The organism is Acinetobacter sp. YH12255, from assembly GCF_013417355.1.
Lineage (GTDB): Bacteria > Pseudomonadota > Gammaproteobacteria > Pseudomonadales > Moraxellaceae > Acinetobacter > Acinetobacter pseudolwoffii.
Window position 1 is genome coordinate 1 of record NZ_VPEC01000034.1, and the last position, 22,561, is coordinate 22,561.

Genomic DNA, 22,561 nt, shown 5'->3' on the forward strand with positions numbered 1-22,561 from the left:
GGACAAGCATCGTCATTTTATTATGGTCAGCCTCAGGGTGAAGTGTGTCTAATCAACAGGGTTTTCGGTCTCTAAGTACTTTTTAAAGGGAACATCATCGACTCAAATCTCTATTTGCAACAGTGCCCTTTTAACTTACCTTCTGGTGATGCAATACGAGTATTGGACTTACCCGGAACTTACAGTTTAAAACCTAGTAGTTTAGATGAAGAAGTCACCAGGGCAGTTTGTTTGGGCGAGCTAAAAGGTGAAATTCTACCCGACATTTTTATATGCGTCGTAGATGCCACAAATTTAAGCTTACATTTGAGCTTGGTTCTCGAAGTTCGTGCTTTAAATCGCCCTATGATTCTTGTATTAAATATGATGGATGAGGTCAAAAAGCGTGGTATTTCCATTGATAAGGATAAACTGTCTCAACTGTTAGGTATCCCTGTAGTTGAAGCTGTCGCAGTTAAAACAAAAGGAATTCAAGATTTAATTAATCAATTAGATCAAAAAAATCTTTTTATTACTCCTTATCATTCTGAATTAAGTCATTTTGAACAGGTCAAACAAATCACCAAACAAGTTATTTTAAATAATGACAATGGTGATAAAAGAACCGCATTTCTAGATAAAATTTTTCTACATCCTGTATTAGGTTTAGTAATCTTAACTTTAACCATGTTTGTGATGTTCCAAGCGGTATTTATATGGGCAACACCTTTTATAGAATTCATTGAAAATTTTATCGTATGGCTCAGTGATTTTATTGGACCACTAATCCAACATCCTCTATTAAAAAGCTTGGTAGTCGATGGGGTAATTGCTGGCACAGGTAGCGTGCTTGCATATATGCCTCAGATTTTGATTTTATTCTTCTTCATTTTAATGCTTGAAGAGTCAGGCTATTTACCCCGAGCAGCATTTCTTTTAGATAAATTAATGTCTAAAGCCGGGCTTAGCGGCCGTTCATTTATTCCTCTGCTATCCAGTTTTGCTTGTGCGATTCCCGGAATTATGGCAACCAGAAGTATCAGCTCTGAACGGGACCGATTAGCAACAATTATGATTGCACCATTGATGACCTGTTCAGCAAGATTGCCCGTATATGCTTTATTGATCGCGGCATTTATTCCGAACCAATTAATCTACGGCTGGTTAAGTCTGCAAGGATTAGTCCTTTTTGGTCTTTATATGTCGGGAATAGTCTCAGCGTTATTAGTTTCACTCTTTCTGAAGTTGGTTCGAAAAGATAAAACTGAAAGTATTTTTATTTTTGAGCTTCCCACATACCGAATTCCAGATATTAGAAATATTGCATTAGGCTTATATGATAGGGCAACTATTTTCTTAAAACGAGTTGGTGGCATTATCGTTGCACTGTCTATCTTGTTATGGGTGCTAGTCACGTTCCCTCAAGCACCAGATAATGCAACCATGCCAGCCATTAACTATAGTTTAGCTGGTCAGTTAGGACATTTAATTCACCCTATATTTGCGCCTATTGGTTTTACATGGGAAATATGTATTGCACTCATTCCTGCTATGGCAGCAAGGGAAGTTGTAATTGCAGCTCTTGGGGTGATTTATGCGATGTCAGGTGATGAAGATACTGTAACTCAAAGTCTGTTAAGTCAAATTTCAGGCCCGGATGGATGGGGGTTAGCCACAGGTTTATCATTATTGGTATGGTTTATTTTTGCTCCACATTGTCTTGCCACGTTAGCAACAATTAGACGAGAAACAGGTAGCTGGAAACAGCCTGTCGTTATGGCAACTTATTTGTTTGCATTAGCCTACATCTTTTCATTCATCACATATCAAGTTGCGAGTAAGTTTTAATTAGCAAATGAATAAAAGAGGGGGGGAGCTAGCTCCCCCCCCCCTTTATTAAATTACTCGATGTAAGCGTGGGCTTCTGAATACTTTTATCTAACTATAACAACTACTTAAATGTTTAAATCTCTAGGTTTTGAATAGTCGAGGTATCAGACGAATATAGATTGGTAAAAAGCATAGTTCAACGATAGTCTGAGTCAAGATTACAGCAGGAATTATGGGCATACTTCCCGGAATTGCAAAAGCTAATGGAAGAATAACAAATGAATTTCTATATGATGCTGAAAAGGACACAGCACTAGCAGAGCCAGATTCTAATCGAAAAATACGAGCAATTATCCAACCCACGAATGGAGCAATAATGGCAAAAGAAATATAAATTGGTAAAGCTTGAAGAGCTGCACTTTTTGCAAGCCCAATTTGAGGCATAACTGATGCTAGGACGATAAACAAAACTAGGGCTGTGGCAGGTACAGGAAATAAGTTTAGGCTTTCAGCCACTTTTTCTGCTTGTTCATTTCTATTCCCAATGAACTGAACTATAGCTGCCATTGCTAAGGGGGCACTGTTGCAAATAGAGATTTGAGTCGATGAAGTTCCTTTTTAAAAGTGCTTAGAGACCGAAAACCCTGTTGATTAGACACACTTCACCTTGAGGCTGACCATAATAAAATGACGATGCTTGTCCTTTACGTAGTGCACGCATGACTTCAATACCTTTGATTGTGGCATAAGCCGTCTTCATAGATCTGAATCCTAATGTGGCCCTGATGATCCGCTTTAACTTACCATGATCACATTCAATGACATTATTTTTATACTTAATCTGCCTGTGCTCAATATCTACTGGACATTTTCCTTCTCGCTTTAACCGTGATAAAGCATGGCCATAGGTCGCTGCTTTATCTGTATTGATGACCCGTGGAATTTTCCATTTTTTCACCGTATTGAAGATTTTTCCTAAAAAACAATAGGCTGATTTACTGTTCCGTCTAGCGGAAAGGTAAAAGTCAATCGTATGACCACGTTGATCAACTGCACGATACAGGTAAGTCCATCGCCCCTTCACTTTGATATAAGTCTCATCCATATGCCATGAATGTAAATCTGTAGGATTACGCCAATACCAGCGTAAGCGTTTTTCCATTTCTGGAGCATAACGCTGAACCCAACGATAAATTGTGGTGTGGTCAACATTCACACCCCGTTCAGCGAGCATTTCTTGAAGTTCACGATAGCTGATGCCATATTTACAATACCAACGAACAGCCCAAAGAATGATTTCACCTTGAAAGTGCCGACCATGGAAGGGATTCATCTGCTGTATCTCGAAATAAATAAGATATTTAGCTTATCATGTCAGCCTATTTGCAACAGTGCCTGAATACATGAGCAGCTAAATCACTCAAAGCCAGCATCTAAAACCATTTAACAAAATCTATGACTATTTTACTTTCCCTTACCTAATCGTCCTAGTGTATATCTTTTTTTTTGATTAGCTTATTCCTAAATCAAGTGACTTTAGGTAAGTATGATGAACGATATCCAATTTTCAGATTGCGCAAAGGCATGTATGAGCTGTTACCTTACCTGTGCCAGTTGTGCAAATGCCTGTCTAAAAGAAGAAAATCTGGAGATGATGCGAGAATGTATTCAGCGTTGTCTAGATTGTGCAGATATTTGTCAGCTCTGTGCTCGTATGCAGCAAAATGAATCTCCTTTTATGAAAGAAATTTGTGAGCTTTGTGCCAAGGCTTGTGAATACTGTGCAGATGAATGTAGCCAACATGAGCATCAACACTGCCAGCAATGTGCTGATGCTTGCCGTGAATGTGCCGTCGAATGTCGAAAAATGGTTGTCTGATAAATAAAAGAATTAGTTGAGTTTAGGATTTACTCAATGAATAGCCAACGTGTTAGTTGTTAGTGGGTCAAACCACTAACAACGGCACTGTTGCAAATAGGGATCTGAGTCGATGATTTTCCCTTCAAAAAAGCTTAGAGACCGAAAACTCTATTTACTAGCCAAACTTCTCCTAGAATATTACCGTTATAAAATAATGAAGCTTGTCCTTTGCGTAGAGCACGCATAACCTCAATTCCTTTAATTGTGGCATAAGCCGTTTTCATAGACTTGAATCCCAACGTAGCCTTGATGATCCGTTTGAGCTTGCCATGATCACATTCAATCACGTTATTCTTGTATTTAATCTGTCGATGGTCCAGGTCTTCAGGACACTTTCCTTCCTGTTTTAGTCGCGACAAAGCACGGCCATAGGTATGAGCCTTATCAGTGTTTATGACTCGTGGAATCTGCCATTTTTTGACATGATTCAAAATTTTACCAAGAAAACAATAAGCTGAATGGGTATTTCGTCTAGCAGAAAGATAGAAATCAAGAGTATGGCCACGTTGGTCAACTGCACGGTATAGATATGCCCATTTGCCATTCACTTTTACGTAAGTTTCATCCAGATGCCATAAATGTCGATCTGTAGGATTACGCCAATACCAACGTAAACGTTTTTCCATTTCTGGAGCATAACGCTGAACCCAGCGATAAATTGTGGTGTGATCAACATTCACTCCACGTTCAGCGAGCATTTCCTGAAGTTCACGATAGCTGATGCCATATTTACAATACCAACGAACAGCCCAAAGAATGATTTCACCTTGAAAGTGCCGACCGTGGAAGGGATTCATCTGCTGTATCTCGAAATAAATAAGATATTTAGCTTATCATGTCAGCCTATTTGCAACAGTGCCGTTTCTGGTTCAAAGCCTTCACCTTTTCCTTATTTATCTCTGACTTCTTTAATGTAAAAACCCAATCATGAAGACTGGGTTTTTACAATATTCATTGTACCTTTAACAGCACTTCATCGGTACAGCATAAAAGTGTTACTGACCTGGCAATGAGGCGCAGTATTTAATACCATCCAGCATTTATAAACTGCGCTGATTTACACGCTTGGACAACTCTTCAGCCGATTCCTTGCGTTCAGAATAACGATCAGTCAGGTATTTGCTTTGACCACGAGTCAGTAGAGTGAACTTAAATAACTCTTCCATGACATCCACAATCCGGTCATAGAAAGCTGAAGGCTTCATTCGTCCATCTTCTTCAAATTCCAAGAAAGCTTTCGGAATTGAAGACTGATTTGGAATGGTGATCATCCGCATCCACCGCCCCAAAATACGCATCTGGTTCAGGCTGTTAAATGACTGTGATCCACCACTGACTTGCATCAAGGCAAGGGTTTTACCTTGGGTAGCACGGATTGCTCCTCCTGCAAGTGGAATCCAGTCTATTTGTGATTTAAAAATGGAACTCATAGAACCATGACGTTCAGGTGAACACCAGACCATACCTTCAGACCATGCAAGAAGCTCATGCAGTTCTTTTACTTTTGGATGCTCAGTATCCGCATCTTCTGGCAAAGGAAGGCCCCACAAGTGATAGATACAGATAAAGCACACATATGGAGGTGCTTTGTCACGGTTAAAATGGGAAAGAAAATGTCCACCAGATCTTGAGCACAGGCAGGTTAAGTATAAAAATAACGTGATCGAATGTAATCATGGCAAGCTAAAGCGGATCATTAGGGCCACTTTAGGATTCAAATCGATGAAGACGGCTATGCCACATGCATCTATTCAGATGGCATTAAACACCGATGATGTACAGACGAAGTAGTAGCAGCCGATCCTACTAAAAGAATAGCAAACGATAAAAACAGCGATAAGCATGTTTTTAACCACTGCATAAAAATAGACCAAAAATTAAGCTTTTTTAGTTTTACAGATTCGAAAATAAATAGTAATAATTCATGAATAGTAGCCGAAGCTACCATTCATGAATCCAAATCATACTATTTTAAAAAACTAATTCGATGCCTGCACCATATTTCCATCCCTTTTCAGACTCTGTTGCCTCTTGCATAGAAGTGGCTTTCTGTCCTTTTTCATATTGGTAAGCAACATCAATGAAAGGTTTAATTCGCTTAGTAATCTCATATCGGGTTTTGATACCAGTTTTTAGTTCTGATAAACCTGATTTTGCAGCATAGTTAGAATCATCGCTAAATATTACATCTGCTTCGATATAAGGTTGAGTAATAAGTTTCTGAGTTAAAAGCAAATCACGTTCTAATTCAAAACTTGCTCCCCAAAAATTATTCTCACCGCCATAAAGATATGCTTGTGTTTCAAAGAAATAAGGAGCTAGACCTAATATACCAATAACCCCATCCACTCGATCGCTGCTGCTATTATTTTTATCTTCGCTATATCTTACACCAGCTTGTACATCCCAAAATGGGGCTACGTTACGGCTATAAAGTGCTGATACAGCATATTTTGGATCATTACTTTCTGACTTTTCCGAATTGGCTTCAATAAATAGACGATTTTCATCTGTACCAATCAAAGTTTCAAACTTTGTTCCTAACCCACCTTTACCGTCTTCATCAACCATCCATTCATTTTCGAGTTTTGTAGTTTGATAAACTTGACCACCATGTTCTTTAAGATGATTATTATGGGAGGAATCAGCTGGTTCCAAATTCTTCCGCATAATTTGAATACTTTTGTTTCCCTTGTTAATATTTCTTTTTGAAAAATACTTTGGATAAACATTTTGCGGGGAATAGCTTAACCCACCAGATTCCTGCAATAGTACCTTCATACTTTCTGGCATATTGCTATCTTCTACTGGTTGAGTGTTCTTTGCAAAGGTCAGATTTGATAATCCAAATAGCGCAATCATCAAAGTTGTTTTTGAAAACAAATTATTAGTGATGTGCATGTGGATTTACTCCCTTCTCATTTACTTGGGACTGAGGAACAGTCTTTGTAGAATTACCATCTTCCACTTGAGCTACAATGAGTTTATTCATCATTCCTGCACTCATATGGTAAAGCAGGTGACAATGAATAGCCCACTCACCTAACTCATCAGCTGTGAGTAGAGTGGTTATCGTTTTCCCAGGTGGAACAATTACCGTATGTTTGTTTGGCATATTGCTTGGATCCTGACCATTCTCAAGCTGCATAAACATGCCATGTAAGTGCATTGGGTGAGCCATCATACTGTCATTGACAAATTTTAAGCGAATACGTTCACCATACTTCACCACTAGTGGGTCGGCTTCATTAAATTTTTTACCATTTATTGTCCAAATATAACGCTCCATGTTTCCACCAAGACGGATCTCTATTTCACGTTCAGCTGCACGAGTGTCTTTTTGAGGATCTAACGATTGCAAATCACTATATTGCAATGCTTTATTACCTTCAGGTGTTGAAGCATTTGCCCATCCAAATACGGTATTATCATTCTTGTCTGAAGCCGCCTTAACAGTAGCGCTATTCATCGGCATATCATGATTCATACCTTTCATAGAAGACATATCGTGATTCATGCCTTTCATAGAAGACATATCATGATTCATATCTTTCATTGAAGACATATCATGATCCATACCTTTCATAGAAGACATATCGTGATTCATGCCTTTCATAGAAGACATATCATGATTCATTCCCATATCTTCCATAGAAGACATATCGTGATTCATGCCTTTCATAGAAGACATATCATGATTCATTCCCATATCTTCCATAGTCAATAAAGAACGAGGACGAGGCTTAGGCATCTCAATTTGTTTTACAGGTGAGGTATTTTCATCATGTAAGGTTCCAACCGAAAATCCAGTACGATCAATAGATTCAGCTTCGATTTGATAATGGGCTTGTTTCGGTTCAACAATGACATCATAAGTTTCAGCAGTACCTATACGGAACTCATCTACAGGAACAGGTTTTACAGGTTGACCATCGGCACTTACCACTGTCATTTTTAAATTTGGAATTCGTACATCAAAAAATGACATTGCAGAAGCATTAATAAATCGAAGGCGAACTTTTTCTCCAGCTTTAAAATTACCGGTCCAGTTTTGCTGAGGTGTTTTGCCATTCATTAAAAATGTATAGCCTGTGACATCAGACATATCTGTTTTCAACATCCGCATCTGATTCCACATAGAGCGGTCTTGCCAAGTTGCCTTTAATCCATCACGTTTAACTTGTTTCATGACATCAAATACCGTTTCTCGACGGTTCTGATAGTAATCTGCTTCTTTTTTAAGATTCTTTGTGATTTGATCACTTGTTGAATTATGAAAATCAGAAAGCAAAACCACATAATCTCTATCAGTTTTTTCAGATGATGTTAAGGGGGTTTTATTTTTCGGATAAATAACTAAAGCACCATATAGGCCGTCTTGCTCTTGCCCTTTACTATGGGAGTGATACCAATAAGTACCATTTTGACGAACCTTGAATTTATATTCATACGTTTTATTAGGGGCGATGCCTTCGAACTGGTTGAACCCTGGTACACCATCCATGATTCCGGGTAATATCAATCCATGCCAATGAATTGAAGAGTCCTGATTTTTTAGCTTATTATGAACACGAATAACGGCATCATCTCCCTCTTCAAATTCAAGAAGAGGGGCAACGAATTTACCATTAACGGTAATTCTCTTTAGCGGTTTTCCTGTAATATTTACAGTCTGTTCCGCGATCGTTAAATCATATTCTTTAACTGCCGCCATTACCCAAGTTGATGAAAATAAACCAACTCCAATTAAGAGTATATGACTTAACTTTTTTGACATTCTATCTCACCTTTAGAAAGATCAAGATTGAAGTAATAAAGCAAATATTTAGTATAAACTTTAATACTTCTTTCTCGCTATTTATAAAATTATTTATTGCTACTAGGCATATTCATCTTTGAATGATCCATTTTAGAATGGTCCATATTCATCTTTGAATGATCCATTTTAGAATGGTCCATATTCATCATGGAATGATCCATTTTTGACATGTCAGATGAGTTAGGAGACTGATGTTGACTATGATCTTGCTGAGTCTTGTCATCTTTTTCCATTTTACAAGGTTTTGTACAAGGTTTCTGTGCTTTTACCGTTTTAGTGGCACTTGAGGTTGATACATCTTTTGCCCAAGATTGAGTACCAGCAATTAAAGTTCCAGCACACATTAAAATTGTTAGACTACGACGCACTACAGTTTTCATAAGTTTCTCTAAAAGTTAATTTCTTGCTACTACACTAAAGTGAAGCACTGAACATCTAAGTGACTTGAAAATGACATTTTTGTAATCTATCTCGATCAGATGTTTTATAACGTTATTATAGTTTTAATGAATAACTTAGGATTCTGAGATGAGAATACTATTAGTTGAAGATGAACAAAAAACTGGTGATTATCTCAAGCAAGGTTTATCCGAAGCTGGCTATATTACGGACTGGGTTACAGATGGGTTAACGGGTAAACATCAAGCTCTTTCTGAAGAGTATGACTTAATTATTTTAGACGTGATGTTACCTGGACTAAATGGTTGGAATATTATCAATGATATTCGTAGCAGCGGTAAAACAATGCCCATTCTATTTTTAACAGCCAGAGATCAGATAGAAGATCGAGTAAAAGGTCTAGAGTTAGGCGCTGATGATTATTTAATAAAGCCTTTTGCTTTTGCAGAGCTTCTTGCTCGAATCAAAACTCTCCTTAGACGAGGGCAGCAAAGAGAAGATAGTAATATTATTAAGATTGCTGATTTAGAACTTGATTTGAGAAAACGTCGGGTAACGCGAGCGGGTCAACGCATTGATCTGACGGCAAAAGAATTCGCGCTTATGGAACTTTTTATGCGTAGACGAGGTGAAATTTTACCAAGAGCGCTGATTGCTTCTCAAATTTGGGATATGAATTTTGATAGTGATACGAATGTCGTTGAAGTCGCTATTAAACGATTAAGAAGTAAAGTTGACAGTAACTTTACTCCCAAATTAATTCAGAATATTCGAGGAATGGGGTATGTACTAGAGGTAGAGGATGAATAATAATTTATTCAGAGCGATCAGTTTCCGGATCGGTATCATTTTCTCATTATCTACTATTTTCATTCTAATTATTATGGGTTTGTTCATAAATAAATTAGTAATGCATCATTTTGAAACTCAAGACCGTACCCAATTAGAAGGTAAAATCCAGCTTATTCAGAATCTTCTCCAACAGCATCCTAAAAATTCTCCAGAACTTAATCTTTATTTAAGAGATGCGTTAGTTGGACACCATGATCTTATGGTCCAAATAGAACGACCGACAGGCCAAATTTTATTTAGTTCAGCATCCTCAATCATTAATACTCAAAATTTAATCAAGTCAGCAAATAATTCATGGATTAAATGGCAAGTTCAAAATAAGACCTATCGTGGCATGATCTACACTACAGGTATAAATAGAAATTCTGAAATACAATCTGTACAAATTATTGTTGGGATCGATACATCAGAACATCTACATTTTCTAAAAGATTTTAAGCGTCAACTTTTGTATATTGGTTTGGCTGGTACAATTTGTTTAATGTTTTTAGGTTGGTTTGCAACCTGGAGAGGTTTAAGACCCGTGCAAAAAATGGCTAAGGTCGCAGAAGGAATTTCTGCTCAACATCTTTCAGAACGTTTAGAAGTTGAGCATACACCAACCGAACTAAAATCATTGGCAATCGCCTTCAATGCTATGCTGGACAGACTAGAGTCAGCTTTAGAAAAACTTTCCGATTTTTCATCTGATTTAGCACATGAAATTAGAACACCGATTAATAATTTAATGACCCAAACTCAAGTATGTCTCGCCCGTAACCGAGATATTGGTACTTATCAAGAAATACTATTTTCTAATTTAGAAGAATTTGAACGTTTGGCTCGAATGATGTCCGATATGCTTTTCTTGGCAAAAGCAGAACATGGCTTAAATTTACAGAACTTACAGAATATTGACCTTGTTAAAGAAGTTACCGCTTTATTTGATTTCTATGACGCTCTCGCTGCCGAAAAAAATATGACACTTCAACAAACAGGATCTGGCAATGTAAAAGGTGATCCTGCTATGTTACGTCGCGCACTCAGCAATCTATTGTCTAATGCAGTTAAATATGGAAACAAGAATTCTACAATACGGATAAAACTTCAACAGAATTTAGATAACACAATATTTTCAATTGAAAATGAAGGCCCTGAAATCTCTCCTGAACAACTATCCAGATTATTTGATCGTTTTTATCGAACAGATGCGTCTAGGCAAAGAACAGAAGAAGGAACCGGCTTAGGGCTTGCCATAACAAAATCTATTCTTGATATGCTTGGGGCGACCATCCAGGCTGAATCCCTCAATGGTCGAATCATTTTTACCATTGTTTTTCAAAGTGAATCCATGCAAGGGGAATCGTTTTAACTCATTTTTTGAACATCCTCCATTTACCCGAGTTGACCTTACATAAAGCTCAAACTGAGAGCCAGAGCTACGCCAGCACCTATCATGGCAATTGTGTAGCCAATTATGATGGCTCGGCCAAACTGTGCCCCCCCTGTCATCCATGCAATTGTCGCTTTGCTTAACATGTTGCTCAGTGTGGCCAGCCCTAGCGCGACAGCAGCCACATTTGTTGTTAAGCCTTCAGTACTATGCAGGCGGGCAAGTGAGACTAAAATAGCATCTACGTCTGCTAGCCCGGAAATAGTCGATAGTACGAAGATGCCGCTGGTGCCCAACCATTGTTTTGCTGCCGGAACCAAGACTGCCATGACAGAAAGGAAAGCAGCGAAGCTGAATGCTGTCCCAAGATCAAAAGGAGCCATTGCTTCTATTGTTCGATCGTTGTTTTCAGCGCTGGTAATTTGGCGTTGTCTCCACAGTGCCATACCCAGCAAAAGGATTCCCGCAATCATCATTGCACCACCAAAAGTGCTTAGAAGTGCGGGTTCAATGACGCCTATCAGTACAGCCATACGAAAAAACATGATGCCACAGGCAGCCAATGTTCCAGAAATAGCAGCACTGACCATGACGGGGTGCTGGCGTGTATAGCGTGCCAGTGCGACAGTTGCAGCTGTAGAAGATGCCAAACCACCCAATAGACCTGTCCAGAGTATGCCTCTTTCTGAACCGGTGAGCCGCATGGCAAAATGACCTGCCAGAGAGAGTCCGGCAATCAGGATCACTGCCCACCATAACTGGTAAGGATTTAATGCAGCAAAAGGTCCCATACCCGTATTGGGTAAGTAAGGTAATATAACGACAGAAAGTACCAGTAACTGTAGAGATGCGGTTAATTCACGATGTTCGATCAAGCGTAACCAACCATGTAAGGTTGGCTTGAGATCCAAAAATACAGCCACGATGACAGCCGCTGTTAATGCTAAAGTAACATTACCATGGGATGCATATGCACCTAGAACTAATGTCAACAGCATCGCGATCGTCGTGGTAGCGCTTAAATTACCGGAAATTTTTGCGGTACGCGCGTAGGATACCGTAAGTAAAAGGGAAAGCCCTAATACGGCTGCGACTAGTGGCCAAGGCCCAAAGTTTGGCTGTAGATGACCCAGCACTCCTCCGAGTAATCCTGTCAATGTGAAGGTACGTAGGCCTGCTACTCGGCTGCCTTCTGGCAGTTCACGATCATTCCATCCTCGTTCTAAACCAATGAGCAGGCCGATGGCAAGTGCTGCAACTAGGCCTGATACATCTGGTGGAAGAAAAGGACTCTCTATCATAGCTTTTTATGTCGCAGGCGAAGGGCATTCGTGATCACTGAAGCGGAGCTAAAACTCATGGCCAAGGCCGCAATCATGGGTGACAACAACCAACCTGTAAATGGGTAGAGTACGCCAGCTGCTATTGGGATACCCAAGGCATTGTAAAGGAAAGCAAACATGAGGTTCTGTTTCATGTTGCTGACAGTAGCTTCCGAGAGTGAACGGGCAACCGAGATACCGCGTAAATCTCCCTTGACCAGGGTAACTTGAGCACTATTCATTGCGACATCAGTCCCGGTACCCATAGCGATACCGACATCAGCCTTGGCTAGTGCAGGTGCATCATTGATTCCATCGCCGGCCATTGCCACGATGCGACCTTGCTTCTGCAATTTGCTGACAAGTTCGAGTTTATCTGCGGGTTTGACTTCACCATGTATCTCATCGATTCCCAGACGTGCTCCGACTGAACGGGCAGTGGTGAGACCATCTCCCGTTGCCATTACGATACGTAGTCCAGCTTCCTTCAGGGTGGTAAGAGCTTCAGGAGTACTTTTTTTGATGGGATCAGATACTGCAAGCAGGCCGGCCAATTCACCATTGATGGCTAGATGCATGACACTTGCCCCTTCCGAACGCAGCTCTTCGGCTTGCGGAATCAGAGATTGTACGGAGATACCCAATTGTTCCATCAGTGCCGTGTTGCCCAAAGCTAACTGACGATCGCCCACTTGACCTCGAACACCGATCCCAGAGCCTGATTCAAAATTGTCTGGTGTTTCAAGAGACAGGCCACGTTCGTGTGCTGCATTTACAATCGCATCAGCTAGCGGATGTTCACTGCCTTGATCCAGGCTAGCGGCCAGACGTAATACTTCAGATTCCTCGAACCCTGCTGCAGCTACTACACGGTCGAATGCAGGGCGTCCTTCAGTCAACGTACCTGTTTTATCGATGATTAGTGTGTCAATCTTGCGCAGATTCTCAATGGCCGCCGCATCACGGAATAGCACACCATGGGTGGCACCTTGACCCGTCGCAACCATGATAGACATTGGGGTTGCCAAGCCCAGTGCGCAAGGACAGGCAATAATCAGTACTGCCACAGCATTGATTAATGCATAAACCCAGCTCGACTCTTCTGGGCCGAACAGTCCCCATCCAAAGAAGGTAAGTAAGGCAATAGCCACTACAGCCATTACGAACCAACCTGCTACCTGATCAGCCATACGTTGCATGGGTGCTCTCGAGCGTTGAGCTTGCGCCACCATCTGTACGATCTGAGCCAACATGGTGCTTGAACCAATTTTCTCTGAACGCATGATCAATGAACCATTGGTATTCAGGGTAGCTCCAATGACTTTGTCGCCGACGCGTTTAGTGATTGGTAAAGGTTCGCCTGTCAGCATTGATTCATCTACTGAACTGCTTCCTTCAGTGACTACACCATCCACAGGAACTTTTTCACCTGGGCGAATTCTGAGTAAATCTCCTACATGGACATGAGTCAGAGGAACATCTTCCTCAGTTCCATCGGGCAGGATTCGGCGAGCTGTTTTAGGAGCAAGTCCGAGGAGTGACTTAATTGCAGCAGAAGTTTGCGAACGTGCTTTTAATTCCAGTATTTGCCCCAGTAGGGTCAAAGAAATGATGACCGCTGAAGCTTCAAAGTAAACAGCGACACGACCCATGGAGATAAATGAGTCTGGAAAGATTTGTGGTGCAATGGTCGCAACCACACTGTAAATAAAAGCAGCCCCTGTACCTAGACCGATCAGGGTCCACATGTTTGGGCTGCGATTCACAACCGATTGCCAACCACGGGAAAAAAATGGCCAACCTGCCCACAGTACAATTGGGAGTGACAACACTAATTCAATCCAGCTCTGAACTGCCATGTCGAACAGGTTCAGTTGATGGCCAAACATTGCCAAAAAAGTCACGACTATGGTGAGTGGCAGTGTCCACCAGAAGCGTCGACGGAAATCACGTAACTCAGGATTCTCATCTTCCTCTAACTCGGGAATGAGTGGTTCCAGTGTCATTCCGCATTTAGGACAGTTTCCAGGATGATCCTGTCTAATTTCTGGATGCATTGGGCAAGTATAGATGGTCGTGCCTGTTGTGCTTGCATCATTAACGGATTGAGTAGTCTGATGATGCTGTGTATGTGCATCGGCAGTCGTCGTTGCGGGTTTAGCGATATATTGCACCGGGCTGCTATGAAACTTTGATTGACATTTATCACTGCAAAAAAAGTAAGTTTTCCCCTTAAATTCCTCATGGTATTTCGATTCTTCAGTGACGGTCATACCACAGACTGGGTCTTTCAGTACGTCTGTTGTAGCCTGTGCCATATGGTCCTGGTTATGATTTTTTTGATCTGACATAAATAATTCTCTTATGGAAAAGTGGTTTTATGGCCGAATTTTGGAATAAATCTCGGAGTCTGTTGAGCATAGCTGTCATAGACAGCGCCAAACTGTTTACTCATTTCAGCCTCTTCCTTAATTGCCAAGCGGCTGTACATTAAGAGTAGGATTGGAAACATAATCAGTGTCAGTAAAGTTGGCCATTGCAATAAAAAACCCAGCAAGATCATCACAAAAGCCACGTATTGTGGGTGACGTATACGTGCATAAGGGCCTGTGATCGCTAAAGAATGCTGACGTTGCGCGTTGTACAGCACGTGCCATGACGTTGATAACAGGTAAAATCCATAGCCCAAGAAAACGTAACTGGCGATATGCAAAATGCCAAAATGTGGATCACCTTTTTCACCTAATAGCGTTGACCACAAGTGACCTGCATTATGAGAAAGTAAGTCAAGTTGAGGGAAGCGAGTTTGAAGCCAACCAGATAACAGGTAAATGGTTAAAGGAAAACCATACATTTCGACAAATAGAGCAATGATAAAAGCCGAAAAGGCCCCAAATGTACGCCAATCGCGCGCAGTGGAAGGTCTAAAAAAACTGAAAGCGAACATGATAAAAACTGCTGAGTTAATGATAACCAGCGTCCATAAACCATAAGCCGATTCCGCATGATTCATGATGGATCTCCTGATAAGAGCTATTTTTTGTTATCAGATATATCGGATTTTTTTTGCTGCGAGTGGTTATGCCCATGACCACCATGCATAAAAATATGCATCAGTGGACACGCTAAAAGGAATAAATAAGGCAAAGCACCGATAACGTGGGCTAAATGTTCCGTTAATAGAAAATAAGCTGCGATACCACCCAGCACGATTAGACCAATGGCATAACGTGTAGACCAGAAGTTAGGTACTGAATTATTTTCTTGGTGTTGGTGATTCATGGTGCTTTCCCCTAATTCATGGGTAACTATTTAGTTGCTGACGGAGGCATACAGTCCATCATCATCTGCATCATGGATTGCATCATGTCCATACGTTTTTCCATCATCTGCTGACGGTCAGCCATATTTGCATTCATGCTTTGGCTGCCCATCTGTTTCATCATACTCATACCTCCTTGCATGAGTTTCATGTGCTCAGCCATAAGTTTCTGACGTTCTTGTGGGGTTTTTGCAGCCATCATCTTCTCATGCATGGCTTGCATCGCCTTCATGTGTTGATCCATTGCAGCCATTTTATCTGTAGCAGTGGTGCTGGTAACTGTTTGCTTAATTGTTACTGCAGATGGTGCTGTTTTTTCAGGGTGGTGATCTTTGTGTTCATCGGATTGCTGTGCAAATGTATTCAATGACGCGGCTGCGATACATAAGCCCAAAAAAATGTTTTTGAATTTCATCATAATTTTTTCCTTTAAATAATTTGGAAGTAAAAGCTATGTTTTAGTACTGAACAGAGTCTAGGAATTTGACTACTAAACTGATGAAATTTTTGGTTATTCTCTGTCTCTCTTAAAAATTTTAGCACTATTAATTAATTATTTTTAAAAATGACAAAAATGTAATTTTGAGATCTTCTCGAAATATATAGTCTATGCTGAGATGACAAAAATTTTATTTAATATTAATCTTTTAAAACTATTAAAGTTGTTATGATTTTATGTGCTTAAAAAAATAAAAATGAAATGATTAGATGACTCCAAGGCTAGTTAGAGACACATTCTTAATGTAATTTACACTGTTATTCCTTTAAAGAAAAAATACAGTTGATCAAAATAGTTTTTTATAGAAAAAAGGGTGGATAATTTAATTATTAAACTTATTGGTATATTTATTAGATAGAAGGTAAAGAAGATTATTTTTAATATTAGGGTTTATAATCCAAATTTCAGAGTAAGGAATCTACTACTTATATAATAGAGATTCCATCTCCAAAACAGTACTACTGTATGAATGAGTTGTATTCAATGCAGGGAAGAATGTAGATCCTTAATACTAACGGAAAATTATTTTACTGAATTTTCATGTAAAGACTCATTTAATTGATCAATCACTGTCGTCCATTCACCATCAGAGTGTAGTTTTTCTTCTAAAAAATGACGTTGAGCATCAGTCCAAAAAATTGCTTGTGTTAAAAAAACATCTCCAGCTAGCTGATGGCTCTCTATGAATTTTGCAATTGCTTCTTCAGTAGAAGCTAAACCAAGCTGTTCAAATAATTTGGTCATTCTTGGACGTGTTTGAGTCATGTGCTTAGCCCACAAATTTATATTAGATCAAATTAAACATAACATGTTTATATTTAAACTAAAATATAAAAAATTAAATAGCTACTATTTTCTTAGACAAAATGATTACTACATTTCATAAATCAACCACCTACATAATTTGTTTGTTAAATGATCATTATTTTTCAATAAGATTATTTTAATAGTTAAAGATTTTAAATTTTAAAAATGACAAAAATGTAATTTTGAAGTCATCGCTCTGTTTCTGTCTCTCACTAATAATTGAAATATAAGAGGAGATGATGTGGTCTCATTAAATATAGATTTTATAAAGTCATCTCTAATGAACTAACGAATCAAGAGGAAACGTAAATGAAATTATTTCAAAATAAAATGACTGCTCTACGTAATGTTGTAGTAGCTGCAACGATGATTGTGGCTACTACAACTACGTTCGCTCATGTGAGTTTAGTGAGTGCGATTCCTGCGGAAAATGCATCTATCCTTAGTCAACCAAAGAACTTGACCCTTAACTTTGGTGCAGAGGTTATGTTGATGAATATTAAGTTACTGGATGCTCAGCGAAGAGATGTTCCTTTAAAATATGAAGTTACTCATGACTTAAAGAAATCCTTTGATGTCGCTCTTCCGAAACTGAAAAAAGGTAAATATACCGTTGTCTGGACAACAATGGGGAAAGATGGTCACAACATGAATGGTGAATATAGTTTCACTATCAAATCAACTAAATAAGAATTGATTACCTTTCAACATGTCAGTGAGGTGCTGGCATGTTGTTCTAGAATGGACAAAAATAATGATTTCTGAATATTGGATGTGGGCCACTTGGTTAACTAAGGTTATTTTATATTTAAGTGTAGCTTTTGTCGTTGGTGGAGCCTTTTGCTATTTTTTACTTAGACAATATCTTGAACTAAAAGAATCGATTCTTAAATATATTACAATTGGCGCTGGATTAGGCCTAATTTCCAGTACCTTGGGATTTTTTATTCTGATTGGTAGTTTTGCCAATACTGGTATTACAGGTATGGTGGACCCCACGTATATTAATATATTGGTTAATACTCCGACGGGGTATATATACGTTCTTCGTTCTATTAGTTTTGCTCTTTTACTTCTTCTCATGGTGGTTAAACTTAACAGGAACAAAGGTCATTTTTCTATAATTGAAAGTTCAATATTTTGTGTTTTACTTCTCCCGATTATTTTTAGTTTTTCCCAGCTCGGACATGTCGCTAATTTAACCTTACTTGCTCAAATTTTATTATCAATCCATATTCTAGTTATGTCGTTATGGATGGGGTCTTTATATCCGTTATGGAAAACCAGCCGGGAAATAAGTGGTTTACCTTTAAAAGATCGCATGCATGTATTTGGACGTATTGCTGCTTTCATTGTTGGGATATTAATCGCCTGTGGCGCTAGTGTAGCTCTTCTTTTAATTAAAGATTTTAATACCTTAATCAATACTGCATATGGCTATGGTTTCATGGTTAAAATGTTTTTTGTTATAGGTATTCTACTTTTAGCTGCCTTCAACAAATGGTATTTCACCCCGCGTCTTCAATATCCTAAATTCGCTAAACACCTTAGTCATGCCATTTTATTTGAGATGTTATTAGGTCTATCAATTCTATTAACAACAGGCTATATAACCACTGTCGTGGGTATTGAATAAGAGAATTTCAAAATAAGGGAATTGAGGAAATTTAACATTACTGCATTTATCTTTTGTAGCTGAGCAATAAAGTTTCTACTGGACTGTCAACTTACGACAATCAGAACAGTAAAATCGCATCATGAGGCATTATACATAAAGGTAGTCACCGGTTTTTAGCTTATCTTCAACCCATAACGGTCTCATCTATTCAGTTCACTACCATTGATTGAAATAACTATTCTTATAAATTTCAGAGTGATCGTAGATGACAAAAATGTCATTTTAAAGTCACATTAATGTTGGTTAAGTACTTTTACTGTAGTCATTAGAACACTCTTCTTTGGAATACTCTGAAGAAAACTGTAAGGTTGTAAACAGACCAAGTTACAGCGAGTAACTGATTCAGAAAAAGGCTGGTTGTATGGTGAAAGTTTAGAGTTACTGTTCTAATGTTTTAAACAAATGTTTTGTTAAAAAGGAGCAACATATGAAATTTCACATCGCTAATATGACTTGTGGTGGTTGTGCACGCGGCATTACTACCGCAATTAAAGAGCTCGACTCGAATGCCTCACTCGATATTGATTTACAAAACCGTATTGTTGAAATCAATACAACGGTGAGTCAGGATCAAGTCATTGCCACTCTCAGTGAGCGTGGATTTACAGCTGATCCTGCTTAATCTCTGTTAGAGTAACAGTGGGAATTCCTTACCACTTTTACTCTCTCTTATTTTCCTCATCGTACAGATAAAACCTGTACTTGCTTGAAATAAAAGTAATCCCTGAATTCCCCCTAATCTTGGTTCGAGCTGATCTTCGCATATAGAACTCAGCATATCTAAATGATAGAGATCGTATATGAGTACCGAAATGACTGATACGCCACACTACAGTGAAACATTAGAGATTGAGGGGATGACATGTGCTTCTTGTGTAGGCCGTGTGGAAAAAGCTTTAAAATCTGTTGAGGGTGTTGAATCGGCTCATGTAAATCTGGCTACCGAAAAAGCAGTCATTTATGCGCATCAACCACTTGATCGCGCTACTTTAATTAAAGCCGTAGAAAAAGCAGGCTACGAAGTGGAAGCGCTGCAACCAATAGAGCTTACGATTGAGGGTATGTCATGTGCTTCTTGTGTAGGTCGAGTAGAAAAGGCCTTAAAATCTGTTGAGGGTGTGGAATCAGCTCATGTAAATCTGGCTACTGAAAAAGCGACTATTCAGGCAAGCTCATCTGTCACTCGTGACTCGTTAATTCAGGCTGTCACCAAAGCAGGGTTTGAAGCAAAGTCAGTTCATCAAACTACGGAAAGCTTTCAAGATAAAAAAAATATTGAATTAGAAAAACTTAAAAAAGATTTAATTTTGTCAGTCTTATTGACTCTACCCGTTTTTATTTTAGAAATGGGATCACACCTGATTCCCGCCTTTCATACGTTTATGATGGATAACATTGGCCAACAAAATAGCTGGTTAATGCAATTTTTCTTGACCACAGTAGCATTAATTTTTCCAGGCCGACGCTTCTTTAAAAAGGGCATCCCAAGTTTATTCCGCTTAGCACCAGACATGAATTCCTTGGTAGCTGTAGGAACATTGGCTGCTTATCTTTATTCAGTGGTTGCTACTTTCTTTCCAAGTGTCCTGCCACAAGGCACGGTCAATGTTTATTATGAAGCTGCAGCGGTTATTATCACTTTAATTCTATTAGGTAGATTTTTTGAAGCCAAGGCAAAAGGCCGAACGTCTTTAGCAATTCAACATCTAGTTGGAATGCAGCCTAAAGTTGCCAGAATACAGCTCAATAATCAGGTGATAGAAGTTCCGATTGCCGAAGTTCAAACAGGAACGATTGTAGAGATTAGACCAGGTGAGCGTATCCCTGTCGATGGTGAAGTTATTCACGGCCAAAGTTTTATTGATGAATCCATGATTACTGGCGAGCCTATGCCCGTTGAAAAAACGATAGGCTCTACTGTGGTAGGAGGAACAATTAACCAAAGTGGCAGCTTAAATATCAAAGCCACCTCTGTTGGTAGTTCATCAGTGCTTTCTCAAATCATCCGAATGGTTGAACAGGCACAGGGTTCCAAGCTGCCTATTCAGGCATTGGTTGATAAAATTACCATGCGGTTTGTACCTGTAGTAATGGGTCTCTCTCTTTTAACTTTTCTTACGTGGTTTATCTTCGGCCCTGAACCAGCCCTAACTTTTAGTTTAGTGAACGCGGTTGCTGTACTCATTATTGCATGTCCTTGTGCGATGGGACTTGCAACGCCTACATCAATCATGGTGGGAACTGGGCGGGGTGCTGAAATGGGGGTTTTATTTCGTAAAGGTGAAGCTTTACAGCTGCTCAAAGAAACTAAAGTGGTTGCAGTTGATAAAACAGGGACTCTGACTGAAGGGAAACCAATTTTAACCGATCTGCATGTCTTAGAAGGTTTTGAATACAATACCGTACTTTCACTGATGGCAGCCGTTGAATCAAAGTCTGAGCATCCTATTGCTCGAGCAATTGTACAAGCCGCTATAGATAAGGAATTAATCCTGTCTCCTGTTGCTGATTTCAAGTCAGTCACGGGCTATGGAATAGAAGCAACGGTGTCTGAACATTTGGTTCATATTGGTGCAGATCGATATATGGAAAAACTAGGTTTGAATCCTAATGTTTTTTCTCAATTTTCGGATCGTTTGGGAGAAGAAGGAAAAACCCCTCTCTATGTTGCGATTGACCAGAAACTTGCTGCCATTATTGCTGTAGCAGATCCAATTAAAGAATCAACATTTGCTGCAATTGAAGCGTTACATCAGTTAGGTTTAAAGGTTGCCATGATTACAGGTGATAACCGTCATACAGCTCAAGCGATTGCAAAAAAACTAGGTATTGATGAGGTTATTGCAGAAGTCTTACCAGAAGGTAAAATAGAGGCCGTTAAAAAATTAAAAAATCAATATGGTAAACTCGCATATGTTGGAGATGGCATTAATGATGCCCCTGCACTTGCAGAAGCAGATATTGGTTTAGCAATAGGTACAGGTACAGACGTAGCTATTGAAGCTGCTGATGTGGTTTTGATGTCTGGCAACCTGAAAGGAGTGCCAAATGCTATCGCTTTAAGCAAAGCGACTATAACCAATATTCGTGAAAATTTATTTTGGGCATTTGTTTACAATGCAGCTCTGATTCCTATTGCAGCAGGTGTACTTTATCCGCAATTTGGACTGCTACTTTCTCCTGTATTTGCTGCTGGTGCAATGGCTCTCTCGTCAATATTTGTACTAGGAAATGCTTTACGATTAAAACGTTTTAAAGCCCCCCTTGCAATTATTTAACCATTTTTTATATACATTTAAAGTTTTGTTGGCTTTACTTTATATATTTGGAAATAGTCTAAGCCATGTTGGCTTTTATTAAATATCATACAGTTGATATTCTAATTATTTGAGAGGGATTAAGATGAAAAGAATTTTATTAATATGCTTTATAGGCATGTCATTTACCTATGCGAATGCTCATTCTGGGGGAACGAACTCACAGGGTTGTCATACCAACAGTAAAACTGGTGATTACCACTGTCATTAATAGGTGCGCACACAGTTTTTTATTTAAAAGACTGTGCTTTAAAGTTATAAGTAGCGTTTAACTAAAGCTAAAAATTCATTTAGTTCTTTTTCCTTTATTTTCTCAGGGCTTTGTTGCACAAAGATTTGAAATGCAAAGCGCCCCTAATTGAGCCAAATTTAAGGCGTAACTTGGGTAAGTGGTCGACCTAATTCCGTAAATCTGTTGAGGACTGCTACACGTGCATGAATTTC

At 39.2% G+C, this 22,561-nt stretch carries 21 protein-coding genes and 4 pseudogenes; 11 read left to right on the forward strand and 14 right to left on the reverse strand.

Translation table 11 applies throughout. From position 1 onward, the window contains the following. A pseudogene (locus tag FTV30_RS12515) lies at positions 1-75 on the forward strand (IS6 family transposase); the annotation flags it as partial. 54 nt (positions 76-129) lie between these two features. Further along, positions 130-1,827 (forward strand): annotated as a pseudogene (locus FTV30_RS12520) (ferrous iron transporter B); the annotation flags it as partial. A 123-nt stretch (positions 1,828-1,950) separates the two neighbouring features. Here the strand turns inward: FTV30_RS12520 and FTV30_RS12525 are convergent. Together FTV30_RS12525 and FTV30_RS12530 are read right to left on the reverse strand one after the other, a co-directional pair. Further along, positions 1,951-2,376: a hypothetical protein gene (locus FTV30_RS12525; RefSeq protein WP_004897257.1), complete on the reverse strand. Its 426-nt coding sequence runs from the start codon at positions 2,374-2,376 to the stop codon at positions 1,951-1,953. A gap of 61 nt (positions 2,377-2,437) precedes the next feature. Beyond that, a complete protein-coding gene (locus FTV30_RS12530) occupies positions 2,438-3,142 on the reverse strand; it encodes an IS6-like element IS1008 family transposase (RefSeq protein WP_180001710.1) in 705 nt (234 codons plus the stop codon). Between the two features lie 216 nt (positions 3,143-3,358). Between FTV30_RS12530 and FTV30_RS12535 the strand changes: the two genes are divergently transcribed. Further along, complete coding sequence (locus FTV30_RS12535; protein ID WP_026055492.1) at positions 3,359-3,688, forward strand: four-helix bundle copper-binding protein; 330 nt, start codon at positions 3,359-3,361, stop codon at positions 3,686-3,688. Positions 3,689-3,822: 134 nt separating this feature from the next. Here the strand turns inward: FTV30_RS12535 and FTV30_RS12540 are convergent, their stop codons facing one another. Next, positions 3,823-4,527 (reverse strand): IS6-like element IS1007 family transposase, encoded by a 705-nt coding sequence (locus FTV30_RS12540; RefSeq protein WP_001067793.1) that lies wholly within the window; start codon positions 4,525-4,527, stop codon positions 3,823-3,825. A 243-nt stretch (positions 4,528-4,770) separates the two neighbouring features. Next, positions 4,771-5,265, reverse strand: a complete 495-nt coding sequence (gene arsH / locus FTV30_RS12545) for an arsenical resistance protein ArsH (protein ID WP_010117055.1) — start codon at positions 5,263-5,265, stop codon at positions 4,771-4,773. A 9-nt stretch (positions 5,266-5,274) separates the two neighbouring features. Between arsH and FTV30_RS12550 the strand changes: the two are divergent. After that, positions 5,275-5,464 (forward strand): annotated as a pseudogene (locus FTV30_RS12550) (DDE-type integrase/transposase/recombinase); the annotation flags it as partial. Between the two features lie 16 nt (positions 5,465-5,480). Here FTV30_RS12550 and FTV30_RS12555 read toward each other — a convergent pair. The 4 genes and pseudogenes from FTV30_RS12555 to FTV30_RS12570 form a co-directional block, all read right to left on the reverse strand. Beyond that, a pseudogene (locus FTV30_RS12555) lies at positions 5,481-5,678 on the reverse strand (hypothetical protein); the annotation flags it as partial. Positions 5,679-5,701: 23 nt separating this feature from the next. Continuing rightward, a complete protein-coding gene (locus tag FTV30_RS12560) occupies positions 5,702-6,631 on the reverse strand; it encodes a copper resistance protein B (protein ID WP_159516737.1) in 930 nt (309 codons plus the stop codon). Further along, positions 6,618-8,507 carry a copper resistance system multicopper oxidase gene (locus FTV30_RS12565; RefSeq protein WP_180001711.1) on the reverse strand — a complete coding sequence of 630 codons (1,890 nt, stop codon included), beginning with the start codon at positions 8,505-8,507 and terminating at the stop codon, positions 6,618-6,620. The genes FTV30_RS12560 and FTV30_RS12565 overlap by 14 nt, the downstream gene beginning before the upstream one ends. Before the next feature lie 89 nt (positions 8,508-8,596). Then, on the reverse strand, positions 8,597-8,929 hold the full coding sequence (locus tag FTV30_RS12570) for a hypothetical protein (protein ID WP_155861448.1): 333 nt from the start codon (positions 8,927-8,929) through the stop codon (positions 8,597-8,599). A 148-nt stretch (positions 8,930-9,077) separates the two neighbouring features. On the opposite strand from FTV30_RS12570, the gene FTV30_RS12575 reads away from it, so the two are divergent. Beyond that, positions 9,078-9,758, forward strand: coding sequence for a heavy metal response regulator transcription factor (locus FTV30_RS12575; protein ID WP_004668313.1), 681 nt, complete (start codon positions 9,078-9,080; stop codon positions 9,756-9,758). Next, complete coding sequence (locus FTV30_RS12580) at positions 9,751-11,151, forward strand: heavy metal sensor histidine kinase (RefSeq protein ID WP_004668314.1); 1,401 nt, start codon at positions 9,751-9,753, stop codon at positions 11,149-11,151. Before FTV30_RS12575 ends, FTV30_RS12580 begins: the two co-directional genes overlap by 8 nt. 38 nt (positions 11,152-11,189) lie before the next feature. Here the strand turns inward: FTV30_RS12580 and FTV30_RS12585 are convergent, their stop codons facing one another. The 6 genes from FTV30_RS12585 to FTV30_RS12610 form a co-directional block, all read right to left on the reverse strand. Further along, positions 11,190-12,473 (reverse strand): MgtC/SapB family protein, encoded by a 1,284-nt coding sequence (locus FTV30_RS12585; RefSeq protein ID WP_180001712.1) that lies wholly within the window; start codon positions 12,471-12,473, stop codon positions 11,190-11,192. Next, a complete protein-coding gene (locus FTV30_RS12590; protein WP_159516733.1) occupies positions 12,470-14,845 on the reverse strand; it encodes a heavy metal translocating P-type ATPase in 2,376 nt (791 codons plus the stop codon). Before FTV30_RS12590 ends, FTV30_RS12585 begins: the two co-directional genes overlap by 4 nt. Before the next feature lie 11 nt (positions 14,846-14,856). Next, entirely contained in the window at positions 14,857-15,507 is a 651-nt protein-coding gene (locus tag FTV30_RS12595) for an isoprenylcysteine carboxylmethyltransferase family protein (RefSeq protein ID WP_004663997.1), read from the reverse strand. Positions 15,508-15,527: 20 nt separating this feature from the next. Then, complete coding sequence (locus FTV30_RS12600; RefSeq protein ID WP_004695740.1) at positions 15,528-15,776, reverse strand: DUF2933 domain-containing protein; 249 nt, start codon at positions 15,774-15,776, stop codon at positions 15,528-15,530. A gap of 26 nt (positions 15,777-15,802) precedes the next feature. After that, complete coding sequence (locus FTV30_RS12605; protein ID WP_004695737.1) at positions 15,803-16,234, reverse strand: hypothetical protein; 432 nt, start codon at positions 16,232-16,234, stop codon at positions 15,803-15,805. Positions 16,235-16,837: 603 nt separating this feature from the next. Then, entirely contained in the window at positions 16,838-17,080 is a 243-nt protein-coding gene (locus FTV30_RS12610) for a DUF2789 family protein (protein ID WP_004281876.1), read from the reverse strand. A gap of 351 nt (positions 17,081-17,431) precedes the next feature. Between FTV30_RS12610 and FTV30_RS12615 the strand changes: the two genes are divergently transcribed. From FTV30_RS12615 to FTV30_RS12635, 5 genes are all read left to right on the forward strand, one after another. Continuing rightward, positions 17,432-17,812 carry a copper resistance protein CopC gene (locus FTV30_RS12615; protein WP_004281877.1) on the forward strand — a complete coding sequence of 127 codons (381 nt, stop codon included), beginning with the start codon at positions 17,432-17,434 and terminating at the stop codon, positions 17,810-17,812. A 64-nt stretch (positions 17,813-17,876) separates the two neighbouring features. Further along, positions 17,877-18,758: a copper resistance D family protein gene (locus FTV30_RS12620; RefSeq protein WP_180001713.1), complete on the forward strand. Its 882-nt coding sequence runs from the start codon at positions 17,877-17,879 to the stop codon at positions 18,756-18,758. 469 nt (positions 18,759-19,227) lie between these two features. Further along, positions 19,228-19,422 (forward strand): heavy-metal-associated domain-containing protein, encoded by a 195-nt coding sequence (locus FTV30_RS12625; RefSeq protein WP_004281879.1) that lies wholly within the window; start codon positions 19,228-19,230, stop codon positions 19,420-19,422. Positions 19,423-19,600: 178 nt separating this feature from the next. After that, positions 19,601-22,078 carry a heavy metal translocating P-type ATPase gene (locus tag FTV30_RS12630; RefSeq protein ID WP_087011441.1) on the forward strand — a complete coding sequence of 826 codons (2,478 nt, stop codon included), beginning with the start codon at positions 19,601-19,603 and terminating at the stop codon, positions 22,076-22,078. Between the two features lie 157 nt (positions 22,079-22,235). Next, positions 22,236-22,328: a YHYH domain-containing protein gene (locus FTV30_RS12635; protein WP_151809984.1), complete on the forward strand. Its 93-nt coding sequence runs from the start codon at positions 22,236-22,238 to the stop codon at positions 22,326-22,328. Positions 22,329-22,561: the final 233 nt, after the last annotated feature.